Below are 19,558 nucleotides of genomic sequence, written 5' to 3'. Positions count from 1 at the left end.
TTTTTAAATCTTATTTTTTTGATAGTTTAGAAAGCAATCTTAAGAATTCAATATACAACCATACTAGTGTAATCATTAATCCCATTGCACCATACCATTCCATGAACTTTGGCATTCTTTGTTCTACTCCTTTTTCTATTCTGTCAAAATCCAAGAACAAGTTTAAAGCTGCAATTACAATTACAAATGCACTAATACCTATACTCATCATAGAATTTCCATAATGTACCGGAGTAAAACTTGTAAACATAGAAAACAACCAAGAGATTATATAATAAGTAGCAATGGCAAGAGTAGCTGCCACAACTACAGATTTGAATTGCTCCGTTACTTTTACTATTTTATATTTATACAACCCTAAACAAACTGCAAAAGTGACAAAAGTAGCACCAACTGCTTGTGTTACAATTCCTGGGTACTGAACTTCAAAAATAGCTGATACTCCACCTATGAACAGACCTTCAAAAAGTGCATATCCTGGGGCCAAATACGGAGAATATTGTGGTTTGAAAGCTGCTATTACTACTAAAATTAGTCCCACAATAGCACCTCCAAATGCAGGAACTATTGGATTTATTCCATTAAAAGTGGCCCACCAAATAACAGTTGCAGATGCAGTAAGCAATAAAAAAAGAATTAAACTTCTGTTGATTGTTCCTGCTAAAGTCATATCCTGATTATCATCAATAATCGTTGCTTGATGCACTTCATCTTTTCTGGAAACTGCGTTTGAAAATGTTTTGTTATTTAAAAAAGGGTTATTCGAATTCATATTTTCAGATTTTAATTTTATCAAATGTAATTTTTATTTTTTAGAAGAATGTTTAAATTTTATTAATTTTTTTCTTCTATTTTCCCGCTAGCCAAGTTCTAGGATTGGTATAAGTAGTGTTCTGGGTAATCGCAAATTTTAATATTGTTTTTCCATCGCCATTGGTTTTTATTTTCCCCAAACTTTGTTTTATACTTACTTTATCTCCTTTGCTTACACTCACTGAACTCAGATTTTGATATATGGTAAAAAAGTCTCCATGCTGTAACATTACCAATTTATTTACTGGTGAAATAATAATAACACTAGATACCACTCCCGCAAAAACTGCTCTGGCATTGGCTCCAGAATCCGTTGCAAATTCAAGTCCGCTATTGTGTATTACCAATGTCTTATATACCGGATGTGCTTGATCTCCGTACCCGAGCGAAATATATCCTTTATCTACTGGCCAAGGTAATTTTCCTCTATTGGATTTAAAATTGTCTGAATCCACTTTTCCGTAAGGTGTCAAATCTACTTTAGTAGTAGAAACTGCTACTACAGGAGCTTTGGTTGGTTCTTCCTTAGCGATAGCTTTTTCAACCTCTTTAGGAACCGGAATTGGTTTTGGAATTGGTTTTGCATTCGCTTTTGCTTTGGCTGCTGCAATAGCATTTGCTTTTTCGATCGCTGCCTTCTTTTCGATCGCTTTAGCTCTTTCAATTGCTTTGGCTTTAGCTATGGCATCTGCTTTGGCTTTTTCTTTGGCTGCTTTTTCTATAGCCGCTTTTCTATTGGCTTCGGCTATGGCTTCTCTAATTAATTTATCTATCTTTTTATCAATCGTTTTAGACTCTTTTTGCTTTTTCTTGATATCAGCGATAATCTTATTTTTGTCTTTCTTTAACGATTCTACCAATTTTAATTGTTCTTCTTTTTCTTTTTCTAAAGATAAACGCTCTTTCTCATTTTCGGTAATAAGCTTTTCTTTTGTGCTTTTTTGAAGATCTAATTTAGCATTAAATGTATAAAGCACATTGGTTTTAGATTGTATCTCTTGCCCTTGTATTTTTCTGTAATTCGTATATTGTTTCATATACTGAGCTCTTTTATAAGCTTGCAGAAAACTTTCTGAAGATAATAAAAACATAGCTCGGCTTTCTTCTGAGCGACTTTTGTATGACTTAACAATCATCTTAGCATAATCCTCTTTCAGTAATTTAAGTTCATTTTCTAACTTGCCAATATGAGTTTGATTTACTGCAATAGAACTTCCCAAAAGTTTTGTTTGCTTTTCGGTAGTTGAAATTAATTCTTCCTTTAGCTTGATTTTATTGTTTTGCAAATCAACTGCTTTATTAGCTGTTTTTTCCTGCTTCTTAACCGTTTGCAATTTGGTTTCGTTTTCCCGAATTTCTTTTTGGATCTTGGCTTTTTGCGCTTCTAATTTTGCTTGTTGCGATTCTTGGCTCCAAAGAACTGGAGTTACAACTAGAAAAATAAGGCTTATAAAAAATTTTGACATCTTAAAAATATATGGTACAAATTTAATGAATGATAGTTTAAGAAAAACAGCACTATTTTATTTATGAAAATAAGATAGTGCTGTATCTCCTGAATAATTGGCTACATATTATACAACCAAGACGCTGGATTATTATATGTAGTATTTTGAGAAATGGTAAACTTTAAAATGGTTTTACCCTCTCCGTTAGTTCTAATTTTTCCAAGACTTTGTTTGATGTTTACCTTATCTCCTTTGCTTACAAAAACTGAACTTAAATTTTGATACACCGTAAAACAATCTCCATGTTGTATCATTACTGCTTTGTTTACGGGTGATAAAACAATAACACTTGTCACCTCTCCTCCAAAGACCGCTCTTGCAGTTGCCCCTTGATCTGTGGTGATTTCTATTCCGCTATTGTGAATCACCAAACTTGGATAAACCGGATGCGGCTGGTCTCCATATCCTAATGACACAAAACCTTTTTCTACTGGCCAAGGCAATTTCCCTTTATTGGCTCTAAAATTATCAGCCAATATTTTGGATTCGGCTGTTAATACAATTCTAGATGATGTATAGGCTGGTACTGGAGCATTTGGATTGTTTTTTGCATTTTCGCTAGCAGCTTTTCTGTTGGCCTCTGCAATAGCTTCTCGAATTAAACGATCTATCTGTCTGTCAATAGCTCTGGACTCCTGCTGTTTTTTCTTGATACTAGCAATAATTTTTTTCTTGTCTTTTTTTATCGAGTTAACGAGCTTTTCTTGCTCTTTTCTCTCTTTTTCAAGAGACATTTTTTCTTTATTATTTTCGGCTATCAGTTTCTTTTTGGCTACTTTTTGAGTGTCTAATTTTCTATTAAAACCAAGTAACTCATCTGTTTTTGATTTGATTTCTTCTCCTTGCATCTTTCTGAAACTTGTATATTGTTTCATATACTGAGCTCTTTTATATGCCTGCAAAAAATTCTCGGATGACAATAAAAACATGGCTCTACTTTGTTCCGATCTACTTTTGTATGATTTCACAATCATCTTTGCATAATCTTCTTTGAGCACAACCAACTCCCTATTCAGTTTATTAATTTTCAACTGATTAATATACATGTCATTGCTTAGAATCCTAGCCTGTTTCTCCGTAGTATTAATCAGCTTTTCTTTTAATTTTATTTTATTATTCTGCAAAACAACCACATTAACGGCAGATTTTTCTTTTTTCTTTACCGTTTGCAATAACTTTTCATTAGCCAAAATCTCTTGTTGAATTTCGGCTTTACGCTTTTCTAATTTCTCCTGTTGCGATTCCTGGCCCCACATTACTGAGGTCATAGTTAAAAAAATTAGGCTTAAAATAAATCTAGGCATCTTAAAAAATTGAATTTGTTCAAATTTACTTAATTAAAATTCTTTTATAACCATTTGGAACGCTATATGGGAAAGAAAGTTCTTCATTTATGGTTATGGCATTGTATCCTAAATTTATTTCCGTTTTCCCTTTATCTTGAATGGCATTGATTACAACATTTGAAGGAAACATGGATTCATTATACAGCTTAGAATCAGAATATGAAACCTGAATCATTCTGTTTTTAGCAGTTTGAGTAATCTCTTGCTTATTGAGCAGGAATTTTTGAGTATCAAAAAAGAAATATTTTTTGGTCTCTTTATTAGAAATGTCTTCTAAACGGTATGTTTGATCTACCAATGAATCTTGATATTCTCCTTTCGTTAAATCATCCATAGCTTGGCCAATCAGCATGTTTTGAATCTTTTTATAATCTAAATCAGTTCCCAACCACTCACTTAGTGTACTAAAATCACCTTCAAAATAACTTCCGCTTATTTTCTCATAATAGCTTACTGCTGTTGGAGTAATCAGGGCTTTGGCCATTGTTATTCCTAGAAACCGAATACTAATCAGAATCTGTTCGTTGTTCTTGATTTTGATTTCGGCAGTTACATTTTGAGTTTGTTTCTCGTCACTATATTTTACATTTGATTTAATATATAATGTTGAAAAATCACTTTTATTATTATAGTAATTCTTTACAATTCGATCTGCAGTCAAATGATTTAAATTAGTATTTTCTTTTACAGCTACTGCTTTTGACTTACACGACACGAGTGTTAAGGAACTCGTGAAGCAAATCATTAAAACAAAAAGCACTCTTATCAGAAATTGATTCATTATTTTTTTTCTTTTATTAATTGATTGGCTTTACTAAAATAAAACTCTTTCTTCGCTGCATCTCCTAATCCATTGAAAGCTTCGCCAAGTTGTATATTAAAATTAATTTCTAAATTAACATTTTCTACAACATAATCTAAGCCCATCTCAAGAGTTTCTTTGGCTTTCTTATAATGTTGCAATTGATTGTTTGCCAACCCTGCATAATAATAAAACTGAGGTTCTGCAGGAAAAGTTTCAATCATGGCCATCGCTTTTTTGGCTACAGGCTCAAATTGTTTGAGTTCTGTATTGGCTTGAAGCCAAAGCAAACTTGTTTCAATATCGACTTCAGAATTGTTTTTCTCCGATAGTTCATAATATTTAATCGCATTGGCCCATTGTTTTTTATTCTGGTAAAACTTACCTATTTCCTTTGGAACATTAATTTCTTTGTCTGTCTTGAAATAACCTATTGCATTATCCAAATCGGGCGTAAATTGCTGATTGGCATTGGTAAAAAGTAAAAATTCATTAAGAATACGATGCTTGATTTTTGAATCAATTTTTGGGCTGGCCAAAACTATATTCATTGCTTTTACAGCATTTGGTCCATCATTCTTTTCTAAATAACTTTTGAATAAACTCACTTGCGCCCAAACTGATTCTGGGATTTCCTTTTCTAATTTTTGTGAAATCTCTAATGCTTTTGCCTCTTCATTATTTTTAGAATACAAAAAAATCAAAGCAATATAATTAGACTCTTCTTTTGGGTTTTTATTTATTTGATCTAATAGATTTGTTATTTCTGCATTTTGATATTTCCCTTCAGACAAAATCTCCATTTTGTATATTTCTCTTCTGTCTGTTTTTCCGGTTTTCTCATTCAGCTCATTTATAGCCTCAAGCGCTTTATCATATTGATGTGTTGCCATATATAAAGAAACCAGGTCTTCTTTATATTCTGGATCAAAAGGAATAATTTTATTGACAATAATTATGGCTTGATTAAAATCCTTTGTAACATAACATACATCATACATCCCTACCCAAAACCATTTGTTATTGGGATCTATTTGAGTGGCGTGTTCATATGAATCGTAGGCATTTTTATAATCTTTTAGAGCAAAGTAATTTTTCCCAAATTCAAAATAAACGGTTGCATCATTGGGTTTCAATTTTAAACATTGTTCTAATGATGCTAGAGATTTATCATAGTTTTCAATGCTTTTTTGAAATAACGATTCATAAAAAAAATCTTGGAATTTATCTCCCTCCACCTTAATTTGATCAGGCTCGGTTTGTGCCAATACAGTAACTGAATTGCTTAGCAAAACAGAAAAAGTGAATATGGAAATTATTTTTTTTATCATTTAAAAGAGTGCTCTTTGGTAACAAAATCATATAGAATTGTTCTCCTTTGCAAAATAAATTAAAAAAACAACAAAGCAGCATAATAAAAACTTAAATAATGCTGCTTGATATTTTTTTTATGTACGCTTTAAACTATTCTAGAACAGAATAATCCCCAATGCTTACATTAGTGAAATTCCCATCAAAATTAGCGTGGTTTCCAATCATTGCATTGTCTAAATTGGCATTCTTTATATGTGAATGGGTTTGCACCAAACTATTTTGAATCTTACTATTTTGTACATGGCATGCATTACCCAATGATACATTTGGCCCAACTGTAGAATTGATTAAAATCACATTTTCTCCTATATAACAAGGTGGGATAATCGTAGAATTATCTAATCTTACACTTTTATCTACCAAATCAATTCCGTCCTTATGAAGAAAACCTAGCATTCTAGAATTAGTTTCAACAGTAACATCTTTGTTTCCGCAATCCATCCATTCATCTACTTCACCTGGAACAAATTTCATTCCTTTAGCCATCATCTGCTTTATTCCGTCATTGATTTGATATTCTCCTCCGTGAATAATATTGTTATCTAGCACTAACTGAAGTTCATTTTTTAAAACAGCTATATCTTTAAAATAATAAATTCCGATAACGGCAAGATCAGAAACAAATTCTTTAGGTTTTTCTACCAATTCAATTATTTCATTAGCACCATTTAAGTTTACCACACCAAATGCTTCTGGCTGATCTACTTGTTTTACCCAAATAACACTGTCAGCATTTGTATCTAAATCAAAATTAGCACGAATTAAAGTATCAGCATAAGCAATAACTGCTGGTCCGCTCAAAGAATCTTGGGCGCACATAATGGCATGACCTGTTCCTAGTGCCTCATTTTGATAATAAATGGTTCCTTTGGCTCCTAATTTTTGAGCAATTGCAATTAAATCATCTTCTACTTTTTTTCCAAAACTTTCGTGAATAATAAATGCTATTTCTTCAATATCTTGATTTAAAACGCCAGCAATATCTTCGACTAAACGATGTACAATTGGTTTTCCTGCAATTGGTATTAAAGGTTTAGGTATTGTTAATGTATGTGGGCGAAGGCGTGATCCACGTCCTGCCATTGGTATAATTATTTTCATGTTTTTTTTATTAAAAGATCGAAAAGTTAAAAGATTGAAAAATTAGAATCAAAAATCTTTCAATTATTTAATCTTCAAATTATTAAATTAATTTATTTTACTCCTGTACTTCCAAATCCACCCGCACCTCTTGAAGTCTCAGTTAATTCAAGTGCTTCTAACCACTCAGCACGTTCGTGTTTGGCAATGATAAGTTGAGCTATTCGTTCTCCATTTTCGATAACAAATGGATCATTAGATAAATTTACTAAAATTACTCCAATTTCACCTCTATAATCAGCATCGACTGTTCCGGGCGCATTAAGAACAGTTATGCCATTTTTTGCAGCCAATCCGCTTCTAGGGCGTACTTGAGCTTCATAACCTATAGGCAATTCTATAAAAAGACCCGTTTTTACAATGGTTCTTTCCAGAGGCTGCAATGTTATAGGCTGAGTTAAATTAGCTCTTAAATCCATCCCGGCAGAAGCAATCGTTTCGTAGTTTGGGAGTGCGTGTTGTGATTTATTGATAATGTTTATTTTCATTCTTTTTTTAATATAAATATTGTTGATTACGAGATATCCTAGCCCTGATTACTTCACTTAACTTTTATTTCAACTGGAGTTAATTGAGCTTCGTTTACAGTAGAAATCCCTTTATAATAATTTAAAGATTACATCTGAAACAGGAAATAGCTCCTAATTTTTTATTGGACGTTTTAAAATTCGTAAAAGTGTTTCTTTTTCATTGTAGTATATAAATCCCAGAAATATTCCTAGAAGCAAGATTCCGATATAATAATTCTCTCTAAAACCATAAAAAGAAATACATGAAAAACCAGTAGATAACGTAAGATAACCAACTATCTTTTTCTTGTCATAAGGAATTGGGTAATACTTATTTCCTAGATAATAAGAAATAAACATCATACTTCCGTAGGCAGAAATAGTAGCAATCGCTGAACCATAATAACCGTATTTAGGAATCAATAAATAGTTTAATGCCAAAGTTACTACTGCACCAACTATAGAAATATAAGCTCCCACATAGGTTTTATCAATCAATTTATACCAAACTGAAAGGTTCGTATAAATACCCAGAAAAAAATTGGCTAAAATAATCAGTGGCACCACTTTCATTGCTTCCCAATATGAAGAGTTGGGTATCATAACTTGTTTTAAAATATCTGCAAATACTATTACTGATAATAATATAAAGGAACCAAAAATCACAAAATATTTGGTAATCGTTGCGTAAGTTTCTTGGGCATTATCATTAGAAGCATGACTGAAAAAGAAAGGCTCAATTCCTAACGTATAAGCTGTTCGATACAAAACCATAAACAGACCCAACTTATAACAAGCGGAATATACACCTACTTGTGCTTTGGCAATATTGGCTGGTAATAGATCCCCCAAGAGAATTTTATCAAATTGTTCGTTGATTGCAAAAGCAATTCCGGCGATCATAATAGGTAATCCATAACGCATCATACGTTTCCAAAGCTCATAATCAAATTTCCATTTGATGGCAAAATAATCAGGGAAAAGCACAATGAAAGTTAAAAAACTAGCAATAATATTGGCAAGGAAAATATAACCAATTTGAAAGTTGTCAATATAAACGGAACTCAAAAAACTGTCCGGCTGAGATACCGAAACGCTTGGTAAATATATCAAAAAGAATAGGTTAAACGATAGATTAACTACAACATTCCCAATTTTGATTAATGCATAAAACTTGGGTCTTTGATTAGCTCTTAACTTAGAAAATGGAACAATAACCAAAGCATCTAAAGCCAAAATCCAAATAGAATACGTAATGTATTGAGTGTCTACTCCAGACCATTGAGCCAACGAATTTCGAAACAATAATGCTATAAAAACAAAAAGAATCGTAGACCAAAAAATAGAAACAGTTGTAGTTTCTACTACGCTTGCTTTGTTTTCATTTTTATTATTATAAAATCTAAAAAAAGCAGTTTCCATTCCGTAGGCTAGGATTACATTGAAAAAAATCATCCAAGCAAATATAATTGATACTTTTCCGTACTCTTCTTGTGGAAGCAATCCTGTATACAATGGTACCAACAAGAAACTGAACATCCTTGGTATTACTGTTGCAAGCCCGTAAATGGCCGTTTGTTGAAAAAGTTTTTTATATAATCCCAAAATGTACTGTCTGTTTATTAATTATAACACAAAAATAACTAATTCTTTTATTTATTCATCGTAGGATAAACAATCATTGGTAATTCTTTTACATTGGTAATTTTATAATAGTAGGTTTTTCCATTTTTTAGATATTTTACTACAGCTTCATTAGCTTTTAAGTCAAATTTTGGTTTTGCTATCAGTGGTGGTTTATTTCCATATTCTTTGGTTGAATCGGAATCCATAATATAATCTTGTTTACTACTTTTTGAATAAAAATAGGCAACATAAATAGTATTGGGTTTTAGCTCAAAACCTGCTTCTTGATAATGAAAATAAATTTTCTGAAGTTGAATATTTGCCGAAAGCGGTTTTTTGAATCTAATGTTAAAACGAGTTTCGATTACTACAGAATCTCCTTTACATCGCTGATAATATACTTCTGCTATTTGCTGAGGAAAAACAGTTCCGAGCTTTTGACTTAAAACAACATGGGAAAAGCCAGCAAAAATCAATAAAAAAACATATTTCTTAAAACCAACTTTCATTTTTTCTTTATTTAAGTTAATCCTTCTTCATCTAGTATTTTCAAGAAATGGAAACCTCTAGGTGCATAACCTTGGTTATAATAAAAACGATGAGCTGTAAAATTTCCGGTGAAAGCATCTAGAACAATGGCATTGCAATTTTCAGCTTTCGCTTTAGCATCAATATAATCGGTCATCATTTTACCAACTCCTTTTGCTCTGTGATCTGAATGAACAATAAAATTATCTATTTCGATATACTTACCCGTCCATAGTTTCATAGCTGTCCAAAAACCGGTCACTCCTACACAAATTTCATCTTCAAAAACAGCTAATTGCTTATAATTATGAGGAACCATTTCCTTTAAATAACTTTCATATTTTTCCAAAGTAAGTTTTGGATATAAATGTCGCATTACTCCTATTTGAGCAAGCATTTCTGAAATTGTGGTGAGTTCTACGGCTTTCAATTGAATAGAATTTAAAAATAGAAAGAACAAAAATAAACAAAAAAGAACCATTCAGAAAAGAGAAGAAAATTTATTGAAAAATCACTAAAAGTGGGTATTGTACAAACCTTCATAATGACCGACATTTGTATAACAAAATTTAGATAAAGGGGTTTATAAAGCTAATTGATCCCCACAAAACAAAGCATGGGGATAAGCTAAAATTCACCCTTAAAAAATTGAGCAAAAAGGATTATAAAGCTATTTGTTCCTAAAAACAAAGCACAGGGAAAAGCTAAAATACACCCTTAAACATAGAGCATAAAGGATTATAAAGCTATTTGTTCCTAAAAACAAAGCACAGGGAAAAGCTAAGTTCACCCTTAAACATAGAGCAGAAGGATTATAAAGCTATTTGTTCCTTAAAAACAAAGCACAGGGAAAAGCTATAATACACCCTTAAACATAGAGCATATAAGGATTATAAAGCTATTTGTTCCTAAAAACAAAGCAAAAAAAAAGAGCCATTCGGCTCTTTTTTCATTTTATGCATTTTATAAATTATCCTTTCAATGCTTCTGCTCCACCAACAATCTCAAGGATTTCATTAGTAATAGCTGCTTGACGGGCTTTATTGTATGTCAATTTCAATTGATCTCTCAACTCGGTTGCGTTATCTGTTGCTTTGTGCATTGCAGTCATACGCGCTCCGTGTTCTGAAGCAAATGAGTCACGAATTCCTTTAAACAATTGAGTTTTCAATGCTTTAGGAATTAATGTTAAAACTATTTCCTCTTTTGAAGGTTCGAAAATATAATCACCAGTAGAAACTGCTTTGTCCGATTTTATAGGTGCCAATGGCAAAAATTGCTCTGTTAGAACAACTTGTGTCGCAGCATTTTTGAATTGATTGTAAATCAACTCTATTCTATCATATTCACCAGTAACAAATTTTTGAGTTAATGTATCTGCAATTGCAGCCACATTATCAAATGATAAATGATCAAAAATAGTACTTTGATTATCAATAACTTTTAGTGTTTTTGATAATATATCATTACCTTTTTTACCTATAGCAAAAACATCAACTTGCTTTCCAGCATAATATTCAGAACGGCTTTTAGCTTCTTTAATTACATTCGAATTAAATGCTCCACACAAACCTCTGTTTGAAGTTATGGCAACAAGTAAAACTTTTTTTACTTCACGTTGTGTTGTAAATTCTCCTCCAACATCACCTTCAAGTGTAGCTGAAAGATTTTGTAATAATTCAGTTAATTTTTCGGCATAAGGGCGCATTGCTGTGATCGCATCTTGTGCTTTCTTCAGCTTTGCTGCAGAAACCATTTTCATTGCCGATGTGATTTGCATCGTTGATGAAATGGAAGTAATTCTATTACGGATTTCCTTTAAGTTTGCCATTTGTAAATTAGAAAATGTGACAATTTTAAAATTAGATAATTAGAATAATGCTAAAACATTCTCTAATTATCTAATTTACGAATCATCTAATTAGTTATATTTCGCTGAAATTTCTTTTGCTACAGTTTCAATTACATCTGTAATTTCGTCTGTCAATTTTCCTGCTTTCAAAGCATCAAGAGTAGCTCTGTGCTTGTTGTTCAAGAATTCCAAGAAATCTTTCTCAAATTCTTTTACTTTATTTACAGGAACATCTCTTAATAAGTTTTTAGAACCAGCATAAATAATTGCAACTTGGTCTTCAACAGTATAAGGATCGTTCAAACCTTGTTTCAAGATCTCAACGTTTCTTTTTCCTTTTTCGATAACGTTTAATGTAACAGCATCCAAATCAGATCCAAATTTAGCAAACGCTTCCAATTCACGGAATTGTGCTTGATCTAATTTTAAAGTACCTGATACTTTTTTCATTGATTTAATTTGAGCATTACCTCCAACACGAGATACAGAAATACCTACGTTGATTGCTGGACGAACCCCTGAGTTAAACAAATCTCCATCCAAGAAAATTTGACCATCTGTAATCGAAATTACGTTTGTTGGGATATATGCTGATACGTCACCTGCTTGAGTTTCGATAATTGGTAAAGCAGTCAATGAACCACCACCTTTAACGATACCTTTTAATGAATCAGGTAAATCGTTCATATTTTTAGCGATACTGTCATCAGCGATAACTTTACAAGCTCTTTCTAATAAACGAGAGTGTAAGTAGAAAACGTCTCCAGGGTAAGCCTCACGTCCCGGTGGTCTTCTTAATAAAAGTGAAACCTCACGGTAAGCAACAGCTTGTTTAGATAAATCATCATAAACAATTAAAGCTGGACGACCTGAATCTCTAAAATATTCACCAATTGCAGCACCTGCGAAAGGAGCATATACTTGCATTGGAGCTGGATCAGAAGCATTAGCTGCAACGATCACTGTATAAGCCATTGCTCCTTTTTCCTCTAACGTTTTTGCAATTCCTGCAACTGTAGAAGCTTTTTGACCAATAGCTACATAGATACAAAATACTGGTTTTCCAGCATCGTAAAATTCTTTTTGATTTAAGATGGTATCGATACAAACAGTTGATTTTCCTGTTTGACGGTCACCAATAACCAACTCACGTTGTCCTCTACCTACAGGGATCATAGCATCAACAGCTTTTACTCCTGTTTGCAATGGCTCAGTAACTGGTTGACGGAATACAACTCCAGGAGCTTTTCTTTCTAAAGGCATTTCGAATAATTCACCACCAATTGGTCCTTTTCCGTCAATTGGAAAACCAAGAGTGTTCACTACACGTCCTACCATTCCTTCTCCTGTTTTAAGAGATGCAATACGTTGAGTTCTTTTTGCAGTAGATCCTTCTTTGATTCCTGTTGATGGTCCTAAAAGTACCACACCAACATTGTCTTGTTCAAGGTTCAAAACGATAGCCTCTAATCCGTTTTCGAATTCAACTAATTCACCGTATTGAACATTTGAAAGCCCATAAATAAGAGCAATACCATCTCCAACTTGAAGTACTGTTCCTACTTCCTCTAGCGTAGCACCAGATTCAAAACCTTCGACTTGCTTTCTTAATATTGCTGAAATTTCAGCAGGTTTGATTTCCGCCATCTTAATTTATAATTTAGACACTTAAATGTGTAATAAAACTAATTACTTAACTCTCTTTTTAATACTTGTAATCTGTTGGCAACTGAAGCATTATACTGCTGATCGCCTATTCTTAAAATAAAACCTCCAATGATAGAAGGATCTATTATACTTTCTATTGTAATTTTTTTGTCTGAAAGGGTTGCAATCTTAGCCAAAACTTTAGCCTCAAGTGCAGCATCCATAGCTATAGCTGTAGTTACTTTTGCTACTTCAACATTATTCTTAACATCAAATAATTTACTGTATTCTAATGCAATAACATCCAGAATTTCGAATCTTTTGTTTTCAAATAACAAATGAAGCAATCCTTTAGTTACATTATCCACACCAGCAAAAACTTCTAAAAGTGCTTTCTCTTTTACTTCTACTTTTATAGTTGGGTTTTGAATAAAAGTATTCAACTCCTCATTACCTTTAATTGTTGAAGCAATAGATTTCATGTCATTATTCACAACTTCAGATACACCTTTAGAACTAGATAAATCTAAAATTGCAGTCGCATAACGAATTGCTGCTCTAGTACTTGCCATAATTAGTTCAATTTAACGTCACCTAACATTTTCTCAACCAATTTAGTTTGAGCTTCTTTGTTAGATAATTCATCTTTCAATAATTTTTCAGCAATACTAAGAGACAATGTAGAAACTTGTAATTTCAATTCTGCCATAGCTGCATTTTTTTCACTCTCAATAGCCGTTTTAGCTTGATCGATCATTTTTTGTCCTTGAGCTTGAGCTTCATTTTTAGCATCTTCAACCATTTTCTCTTTCATTTCACGAGCTTCTTTAAGCATGTTGTCACGCTCTAATCTTGCTTCTTGTAAAATACGTTGGTTGTCTGCTTGTAAATTTTGCATTTCTTTTCTAGCGTTTTCAGCAGAAAGCAAAGCATTTTTAATTCCTTCTTCTCTATCGTTTACTGCATCAAGGATAGGTTTCCAAGCGAATTTTTTCAATAACAATATTAACCCAACAAATATTAATACTTGCCAGAAAAACAAACCGAACTCAAACTGATTTATTAACTTTTCCATTTTTTATAAATTGTATAGTGTAAATTCTATTTTAAAAAATAAAATTTAATCTGTTTAATATAATTTTCGACATTTAATTAAAACAATAGTTACAACCAACCGTTGTAACTATTGTTCTTTTTTAGTTTTAATTAAGATGCGAATAACGCAGCAAAACCAATACCTTCAATAAGTGCAGCTGCAATAAGCATTGCAGTTTGGATTTTTCCAGAAGCTTCTGGTTGACGAGCGATAGCGTCCATTGCTGAACCACCGATTCTACCAATACCTAAACCTGCTCCGATAACGATCAATCCTGCTCCTACGATTTGTGGAATTTCCATAATATATATAATTAAAAATTAAACATTAAAATTAAATGTGCGACTCTTCATGCCCGTGTTCTTGTGCTGCTGAACCAAAATAAAGTGCAGACAACATCGTAAATATATAAGCTTGTAAAAATGCAACCAATATTTCAAGAATAGAAAGTGCAAATGACAATCCAAATGATAAACTACTTCCTAACCAACTTTTAAATATAAACATTAAACCAATAATACTCATTAATACAATATGTCCCGCAAAAATATTAGCGTACAAACGTATCATTAATGAAAATGGTTTAATAAAAATACCTAATAACTCAATCGGAGCCAAAATAATTCTCATTGGTTTTGGTACACCTGGCATCCAGAAAATATGACCCCAATACTCTTTATTAGCAGTAAAGTTTGTAATTAAAAAAGTAAGGATTGCCAATGAAAAAGTAATAGTAAGATTTCCGGTAACGTTGATACCAAATGGCATTAGACCAAAAATATTTAAAAATAAAATAAAGAAAAAGATAGTCAATAAATAACTCATGTATCTTTTATAATGTTTCTCTCCAATGTTTGGAATTGCAATCTCATCACGGATAAATAATACCAATGGCTCAAAAATACGAGCTCCACCTGAAGCGATTCCATTATTCTTAGCATAAGATTTTGCTAAACCTGTAAAAATGAAAAACATCAAAACAGCAGCAATCATTATTGATAAAACTGATTTTGTAATTGAAAAATCCAAAGGACGTACATTTGTAGGGTGTCCTGTTTTTTCATCTTCGGTAATTGTACCGGCAGCATCAGTTTTGTAAATTTTTCCGTCGTGGTGGTTTAATTTGTAGAAATTTCCATTTGATTCGGCAACAGCTTCTCCGTGCTCAAATTTTGAAGAAGAGAAAATTTGCAATCCATTGTCCCAAATAATAACTGGTAATGAAAAACCATAGTGTACTCCTGTTTCATCATCTTGGAAAAAAGAAAATTCATGAGAATCTAAAACGTGGTGCTTTACAAATGCTTTTACTTTAGATTTCACATCTGTTGGTTCAGCATGCGCTTCGTGGTTTGCTTCAGTCCCTTCATGAGCTACTGCAGTTTGAACTTTTGTAGTATCCGTTTCAGGGTTTGCCATACTAATAAAAGGAAGACATATAACGAAAGTCGCTATAAAAAATCTAAGTGCCTTGTTTGAAATCACCATATCTGTTAAATATCTAAATTTTTTACGATTCTAAAATTTGGTGCAAATGTACATTTTTTATTAATACTCAAAAGCATATAAATTTAAATTTTTCAAACATTTTTATGTCATATCGTGTATTTACGCTTTTTCGTTAACTAATCGTATTGTAAAAAGTGTTTCAATTGCTAAAAAGACAATAAATAAGACAAAAAAATTTATCCGTTCTGTCGGGTTATTGGGCTTGGGAATTTGCAATAATGGTCTAACTATCAAGTAACAAAAAATCATTTTTATACTTGTAGCCAAAAGAAAAGACATTCCAACATTGTCAAAACTTTTTTCTTTTACAATTAGCAATACTTTAAAAATAATGACTGATAAAAGGGAGAAAAACAGATAAAGTTCTTCTAAAGAATACTTAAATGTGTTAGTATCTATATTGAAAGTATAAAAAATAATTCTATGAATGAGATAAATTGCAAGGACAATGCTTAACAAAGTTATAAATGGTAAGACCTTTTTAAAATTCATTATATGATTACTTTTTATTGATTTCGTTTACTTGCCTGATGACATTATATAAGGCTAAAAAAACACCTATCATCACCATAATTTTTACATAATACACTTTTGTACTAGGATGATTGTCGTCGAGCCAGTTTCCCAGATAGGAAAACAAAAATATAATAACTCCCATTTGGATTGGGATATTAATTAAGGCCAACCATTTATTATAATTGTTTTTCTTAGGATTATTATTGGTTGTCATTTGTGATCCCTTGTGTAGAATTGGGTTTCATAATACAGGTTGCGCTAAAGACAGCTCCTGGTTCTACAGATAGTTTTCCAACTGTGACATCACCAATAATTATGGCCGATGCTTTTATGTTTAAAGTATCATCAACCTTCATTTTACCTTCAAACTTACCTTCTATATCTGCGTTTTGACAAATTATCTCTCCTATCACACTCCCCGCTGGACCAATTACTAACTTTCCGTTTGAAGAGAAATTGCCTACAAGCGATCCGTCTAGTCTAAAATCAGCTTGAGAAACAATATCTCCCCTCATTATAGTTTCCTCAACAATTCTATTTGTTTTCCCTAAAAGATCTGTCAAAGATTTTGGTTTTTTTTCAAACATAATTAAGGTTTTTTTAGTGAAAGATAATCTTCAAGATTTTTTTTGATTTGAACTATTTTGTAGTTTTCATTAGAAATAGCAATTCCTGGTTGATTTATTTTGTATTTAATGTTTTCGGCCAAAAGGGTCGCTACAAATTTGGCATAAGCCTCTGTGTGTATTCCATGAATCGAAATAAAACTTTCTTTTTCGTTATAGGGATCACAGCTATATCTTAGCTTTTCAACATTTTCATTTGCAAAAAACAACGCTAACTTACTCTCAATTGCTGCAGCACTTTTCTCGTCATTATTGGCAATTCTAAAAATAACCTTCCAATTCTTTGATTCGGCTGTACTGAAATTCATTTGTTCCAGAGATGGAATTTGTGTTTTAAGAATTTCAATAGCATTCTTCCCTTCTTCGGTAGTGGCATAATTATCAGCCACGTATCGTATCGCTGTTTTGTAAGCATCAAGTCCATATAATTTTCCAATGGTAAATGCTTTTAGCAATTCGAATTTTGAAATTATTGGATCGCCAGAAAAATTTTCTATTAAACCATCTACTTGTTTTAATACGGATGTAAAATATTCCTCTTCGTATAACCTATATAATTTATTATACACACCTTCGGGTGTATCTTGTACGATTTCATTATTTGAACCCGCATTGTTAATTATGTTTGCGTAACGAGAATTTGGATATTGAGTCGTTATCTCATTCTTCAACGCTTCAGCTTTGGCGCTATTTGTGATTTGATAGATCTTATATAAATTATACTTTGTAGGAAGTATTAATTTCTCTTCTGGATTGAACAGTAATAATTGTTCCAGTTTGTTACTGGCCAAATCATATTCTTTAAATTTTTCTTTATAAGTAACTCCAAGTCTATAATAGGCTGAATTCCTTTCTTTAACCAGACTGTCAACAACCGTTTGCGATTTTGGAAGTTGCTTCATATAATAATCCGTAGTATATTTTTCGTTTACCGCTACTGGAGCAGTTTTCGCATCTGTTTCAACTTCTGTTTTATTTGCATCAGGATTATTATTAGCAACTGGTGCTGCAATTGCCGATAATCTCCAATAACCAACTTGAGTTCTGTTTCCCCATCTCTTTTTAAACTCTAACTTACCATATGCCACAGTATTTGGATTATAGAAATAGAAAGTATTTATCTTTTCTTTTTCTTGAGAATTATTATTATCTGGTGGCACAACTCCTGATATTTTATTAGGTGCTCCTATATTTTTATTAGAAATAGCCCCATCTTGCACATTTGAAGCGCTGTTAATGGCAATGTTATTTTCTATCTTTTTTTGTTTATCCTCTAAAAGTTTTTTTAGTTCGTCTCTACTCTTTAATTTTTGAATATAATTTTCGAAATAAATAATTTGCTCTGGTTCCTTTAATCCGGCTACATAGATAATACTGTCATTCTTTTTGGCAATAGCTTCATCGAGTATGACTTCATCAAGGTCTTTTCTGATTTTTTGAATTTTAAGAAATTCTCTGGACTTCACATCCATTAAGGCCAAAGACTTATCGTAGTTTTTTGCGGCATTTAGATAATCTGTATCTTTAAAGTATAGATTTCCTATATTTCTATAATTGGACGCATTCAAATAAGCATCTGTAGATTTTGCCTCTAATGAAGCATTATAATAATCTAATGCCATTTTTTTATCATTATTATTATCATAAAAAATTCCAATATTATGATATATAACATCTAGGTAGGGTCTGTTTTCTCTGTCTTCCATAATCTTTTTGGATTTTTCGACAAACAAATCATAGTCCTCGTTTTTATAATTGTTGAGTTTCGCTTTTTTGGCATAAGCTTGAATCACAAATTTTCTTTCTGCCTTTCTATTCATATCAATAACTGTCTGATAAAAATAAATGGCACTATCCTTTTGCCCTGATTCTTCATACAACTGCCCTAATAAAAAAGAATATCTCTCTTTATCTTCATTACGCTTTGTGAATTTATTGGCTAATTTTAATTTTACTATTGCACTGTCTTTTTGTTCAATATCCAAAAATGCACTAACTAAAATTGCATTCGCATCTGCATATTCCTGTTTGTTTAACTTATTATTTTTTAGTTTGCTTAACTTACTATCCTCTATAAGTTTAGAAATATTTTTTATTCCTAATGCATCATTCCCTAAACGAATATTGGTTTTTTCACGCCAAATTTTGGCTTCATAAATATTACTACTGTTGGGATATTTGTATAAAATGTAATTGAAAGCGTCTAAAGCAGGAATAAATCTCTGATCATAATACCTTGCTTTTCCAAGTAACAAATAAGCTTCGTCTATTTGATAATTCTTTTCTCTTCCATCAATATTCATGGAATGTTTTTGAATCGCTTTGGTTGCTTTGGCTTCAGCGAGTTCAAAATCAGCATTTTTAGATTTTCCATCTGCGGCTGGCAACTCATCTTTGAGTTGCATTTTCTCGACAGGTAAACGCTTCCAAAAATTTTCAGCCGTATTATCATTAATTCCTTTAAGGCCTTTATCTAGACCAATTTGTCCGTTATATAAAATATTATATTTTGTGCTTAAGGCATGGGAATTTCTAGCCAAAAAAGTATCCTTCTTGGTAGAACAGGCTATCAAGAAAGATAAAAATAGTACTGATAAAATATATTTTGGCTTATTACTATCCAAGGGCAAACGTTTAAGTCATTAAACTTTTAAAAAAGTATTTTA

20 protein-coding genes are annotated in these 19,558 nt (G+C 32.0%); all 20 read right to left on the bottom strand.

Going from position 1 to position 19,558, the window contains the following annotated elements; all coding sequences use genetic code 11:
- Nucleotides 1-10: 10 nt before the first annotated feature.
- On the bottom strand, nucleotides 11-772 hold the full coding sequence (locus OZP08_RS03745) for a Bax inhibitor-1/YccA family protein (RefSeq protein ID WP_281323027.1): 762 nt from the start codon (nucleotides 770-772) through the stop codon (nucleotides 11-13).
- Between the two features lie 76 nt (nucleotides 773-848).
- Nucleotides 849-2,279 carry a murein hydrolase activator EnvC family protein gene (locus OZP08_RS03740; RefSeq protein ID WP_268848411.1) on the bottom strand — a complete coding sequence of 477 codons (1,431 nt, stop codon included), beginning with the start codon at nucleotides 2,277-2,279 and terminating at the stop codon, nucleotides 849-851.
- Between the two features lie 101 nt (nucleotides 2,280-2,380).
- Nucleotides 2,381-3,589, bottom strand: coding sequence for a murein hydrolase activator EnvC family protein (locus OZP08_RS03735; protein ID WP_281323026.1), 1,209 nt, complete (start codon nucleotides 3,587-3,589; stop codon nucleotides 2,381-2,383).
- A 61-nt stretch (nucleotides 3,590-3,650) separates the two neighbouring features.
- Nucleotides 3,651-4,448, bottom strand: coding sequence for a lipoprotein insertase outer membrane protein LolB1 (gene lolB1, locus OZP08_RS03730; protein WP_281323025.1), 798 nt, complete (start codon nucleotides 4,446-4,448; stop codon nucleotides 3,651-3,653).
- On the bottom strand, nucleotides 4,448-5,800 hold the full coding sequence (locus OZP08_RS03725) for a tetratricopeptide repeat protein (protein ID WP_281323024.1): 1,353 nt from the start codon (nucleotides 5,798-5,800) through the stop codon (nucleotides 4,448-4,450). Before OZP08_RS03725 ends, lolB1 begins: the two co-directional genes overlap by 1 nt.
- A 133-nt stretch (nucleotides 5,801-5,933) precedes the next feature.
- Complete coding sequence (locus tag OZP08_RS03720; protein WP_281323023.1) at nucleotides 5,934-6,944, bottom strand: sugar phosphate nucleotidyltransferase; 1,011 nt, start codon at nucleotides 6,942-6,944, stop codon at nucleotides 5,934-5,936.
- 92 nt (nucleotides 6,945-7,036) lie between these two features.
- Entirely contained in the window at nucleotides 7,037-7,471 is a 435-nt protein-coding gene (gene dut / locus OZP08_RS03715; RefSeq protein WP_268848408.1) for a dUTP diphosphatase, read from the bottom strand.
- Nucleotides 7,472-7,624: 153 nt separating this feature from the next.
- Nucleotides 7,625-9,097 carry a lipopolysaccharide biosynthesis protein gene (locus OZP08_RS03710; RefSeq protein ID WP_281323022.1) on the bottom strand — a complete coding sequence of 491 codons (1,473 nt, stop codon included), beginning with the start codon at nucleotides 9,095-9,097 and terminating at the stop codon, nucleotides 7,625-7,627.
- A 47-nt stretch (nucleotides 9,098-9,144) separates the two neighbouring features.
- Entirely contained in the window at nucleotides 9,145-9,627 is a 483-nt protein-coding gene (locus tag OZP08_RS03705; protein ID WP_268848407.1) for a hypothetical protein, read from the bottom strand.
- A gap of 11 nt (nucleotides 9,628-9,638) precedes the next feature.
- The gene (locus OZP08_RS03700) at nucleotides 9,639-10,082 is read right to left on the bottom strand and encodes a GNAT family N-acetyltransferase (RefSeq protein ID WP_268849432.1); all 444 of its coding nucleotides are present in this window, start codon (nucleotides 10,080-10,082) and stop codon (nucleotides 9,639-9,641) included.
- Nucleotides 10,083-10,616: 534 nt separating this feature from the next.
- Nucleotides 10,617-11,477, bottom strand: a complete 861-nt coding sequence (atpG, locus tag OZP08_RS03695; RefSeq protein WP_268848406.1) for an ATP synthase F1 subunit gamma — start codon at nucleotides 11,475-11,477, stop codon at nucleotides 10,617-10,619.
- 90 nt (nucleotides 11,478-11,567) lie between these two features.
- Complete coding sequence (gene atpA, locus OZP08_RS03690) at nucleotides 11,568-13,145, bottom strand: F0F1 ATP synthase subunit alpha (protein WP_281323021.1); 1,578 nt, start codon at nucleotides 13,143-13,145, stop codon at nucleotides 11,568-11,570.
- A gap of 38 nt (nucleotides 13,146-13,183) precedes the next feature.
- Entirely contained in the window at nucleotides 13,184-13,717 is a 534-nt protein-coding gene (atpH, locus tag OZP08_RS03685; protein ID WP_268848404.1) for an ATP synthase F1 subunit delta, read from the bottom strand.
- Between the two features lie 2 nt (nucleotides 13,718-13,719).
- Nucleotides 13,720-14,220 carry a F0F1 ATP synthase subunit B gene (locus OZP08_RS03680; RefSeq protein WP_268848403.1) on the bottom strand — a complete coding sequence of 167 codons (501 nt, stop codon included), beginning with the start codon at nucleotides 14,218-14,220 and terminating at the stop codon, nucleotides 13,720-13,722.
- Nucleotides 14,221-14,351: 131 nt separating this feature from the next.
- Nucleotides 14,352-14,543: an ATP synthase F0 subunit C gene (gene atpE, locus OZP08_RS03675; protein ID WP_185965906.1), complete on the bottom strand. Its 192-nt coding sequence runs from the start codon at nucleotides 14,541-14,543 to the stop codon at nucleotides 14,352-14,354.
- Nucleotides 14,544-14,574: 31 nt separating this feature from the next.
- Nucleotides 14,575-15,729, bottom strand: a complete 1,155-nt coding sequence (gene atpB / locus OZP08_RS03670) for a F0F1 ATP synthase subunit A (protein ID WP_281323020.1) — start codon at nucleotides 15,727-15,729, stop codon at nucleotides 14,575-14,577.
- Nucleotides 15,730-15,849: 120 nt separating this feature from the next.
- On the bottom strand, nucleotides 15,850-16,242 hold the full coding sequence (locus OZP08_RS03665) for a hypothetical protein (protein ID WP_268848402.1): 393 nt from the start codon (nucleotides 16,240-16,242) through the stop codon (nucleotides 15,850-15,852).
- A gap of 7 nt (nucleotides 16,243-16,249) precedes the next feature.
- The gene (locus OZP08_RS03660) at nucleotides 16,250-16,480 is read right to left on the bottom strand and encodes an AtpZ/AtpI family protein (RefSeq protein WP_281323019.1); all 231 of its coding nucleotides are present in this window, start codon (nucleotides 16,478-16,480) and stop codon (nucleotides 16,250-16,252) included.
- A complete protein-coding gene (locus OZP08_RS03655) occupies nucleotides 16,467-16,853 on the bottom strand; it encodes a bactofilin family protein (RefSeq protein ID WP_268848400.1) in 387 nt (128 codons plus the stop codon). Before OZP08_RS03655 ends, OZP08_RS03660 begins: the two co-directional genes overlap by 14 nt.
- Before the next feature lie 2 nt (nucleotides 16,854-16,855).
- A complete protein-coding gene (gene porW / locus OZP08_RS03650; RefSeq protein WP_281323018.1) occupies nucleotides 16,856-19,516 on the bottom strand; it encodes a type IX secretion system periplasmic lipoprotein PorW/SprE in 2,661 nt (886 codons plus the stop codon).
- Nucleotides 19,517-19,558: the final 42 nt, after the last annotated feature.

The sequence above is a fragment of the Flavobacterium aestivum genome (assembly GCF_026870175.2).
GTDB lineage: Bacteria > Bacteroidota > Bacteroidia > Flavobacteriales > Flavobacteriaceae > Flavobacterium > Flavobacterium aestivum.
This window is presented reverse-complemented; position numbering and strand designations above follow the sequence as displayed.

Bases quoted from the DNA above. Each gene is read 5' to 3' on its own strand.
- OZP08_RS03665 (WP_268848402.1), bottom strand. From the start codon at position 16,242: ATGAATTTTAAAAAGGTCTTACCATTTATAACTTTGTTAAGCATTGTC.
- OZP08_RS03655 (WP_268848400.1), bottom strand. From the start codon at position 16,853: ATGTTTGAAAAAAAACCAAAATCTTTGACAGATCTTTTAGGGAAAACA.
- atpG (WP_268848406.1), bottom strand. From the start codon at position 11,477: ATGGCAAACTTAAAGGAAATCCGTAATAGAATTACTTCCATTTCATCA.
- OZP08_RS03735 (WP_281323026.1), bottom strand. From the start codon at position 3,589: ATGACCTCAGTAATGTGGGGCCAGGAATCGCAACAGGAGAAATTAGAA.
- OZP08_RS03745 (WP_281323027.1), bottom strand. From the start codon at position 772: ATGAATTCGAATAACCCTTTTTTAAATAACAAAACATTTTCAAACGCA.
- OZP08_RS03720 (WP_281323023.1), bottom strand. From the start codon at position 6,944: ATGAAAATAATTATACCAATGGCAGGACGTGGATCACGCCTTCGCCCA.
- OZP08_RS03680 (WP_268848403.1), bottom strand. From the start codon at position 14,220: ATGGAAAAGTTAATAAATCAGTTTGAGTTCGGTTTGTTTTTCTGGCAA.
- OZP08_RS03705 (WP_268848407.1), bottom strand. From the start codon at position 9,627: ATGAAAGTTGGTTTTAAGAAATATGTTTTTTTATTGATTTTTGCTGGC.
- dut (WP_268848408.1), bottom strand. From the start codon at position 7,471: ATGAAAATAAACATTATCAATAAATCACAACACGCACTCCCAAACTAC.
- lolB1 (WP_281323025.1), bottom strand. From the start codon at position 4,448: ATGAATCAATTTCTGATAAGAGTGCTTTTTGTTTTAATGATTTGCTTC.
- atpB (WP_281323020.1), bottom strand. From the start codon at position 15,729: ATGGTGATTTCAAACAAGGCACTTAGATTTTTTATAGCGACTTTCGTT.
- atpE (WP_185965906.1), bottom strand. From the start codon at position 14,543: ATGGAAATTCCACAAATCGTAGGAGCAGGATTGATCGTTATCGGAGCA.
- OZP08_RS03660 (WP_281323019.1), bottom strand. From the start codon at position 16,480: ATGACAACCAATAATAATCCTAAGAAAAACAATTATAATAAATGGTTG.
- atpH (WP_268848404.1), bottom strand. From the start codon at position 13,717: ATGGCAAGTACTAGAGCAGCAATTCGTTATGCGACTGCAATTTTAGAT.
- OZP08_RS03725 (WP_281323024.1), bottom strand. From the start codon at position 5,800: ATGATAAAAAAAATAATTTCCATATTCACTTTTTCTGTTTTGCTAAGC.
- atpA (WP_281323021.1), bottom strand. From the start codon at position 13,145: ATGGCGGAAATCAAACCTGCTGAAATTTCAGCAATATTAAGAAAGCAA.
- OZP08_RS03740 (WP_268848411.1), bottom strand. From the start codon at position 2,279: ATGTCAAAATTTTTTATAAGCCTTATTTTTCTAGTTGTAACTCCAGTT.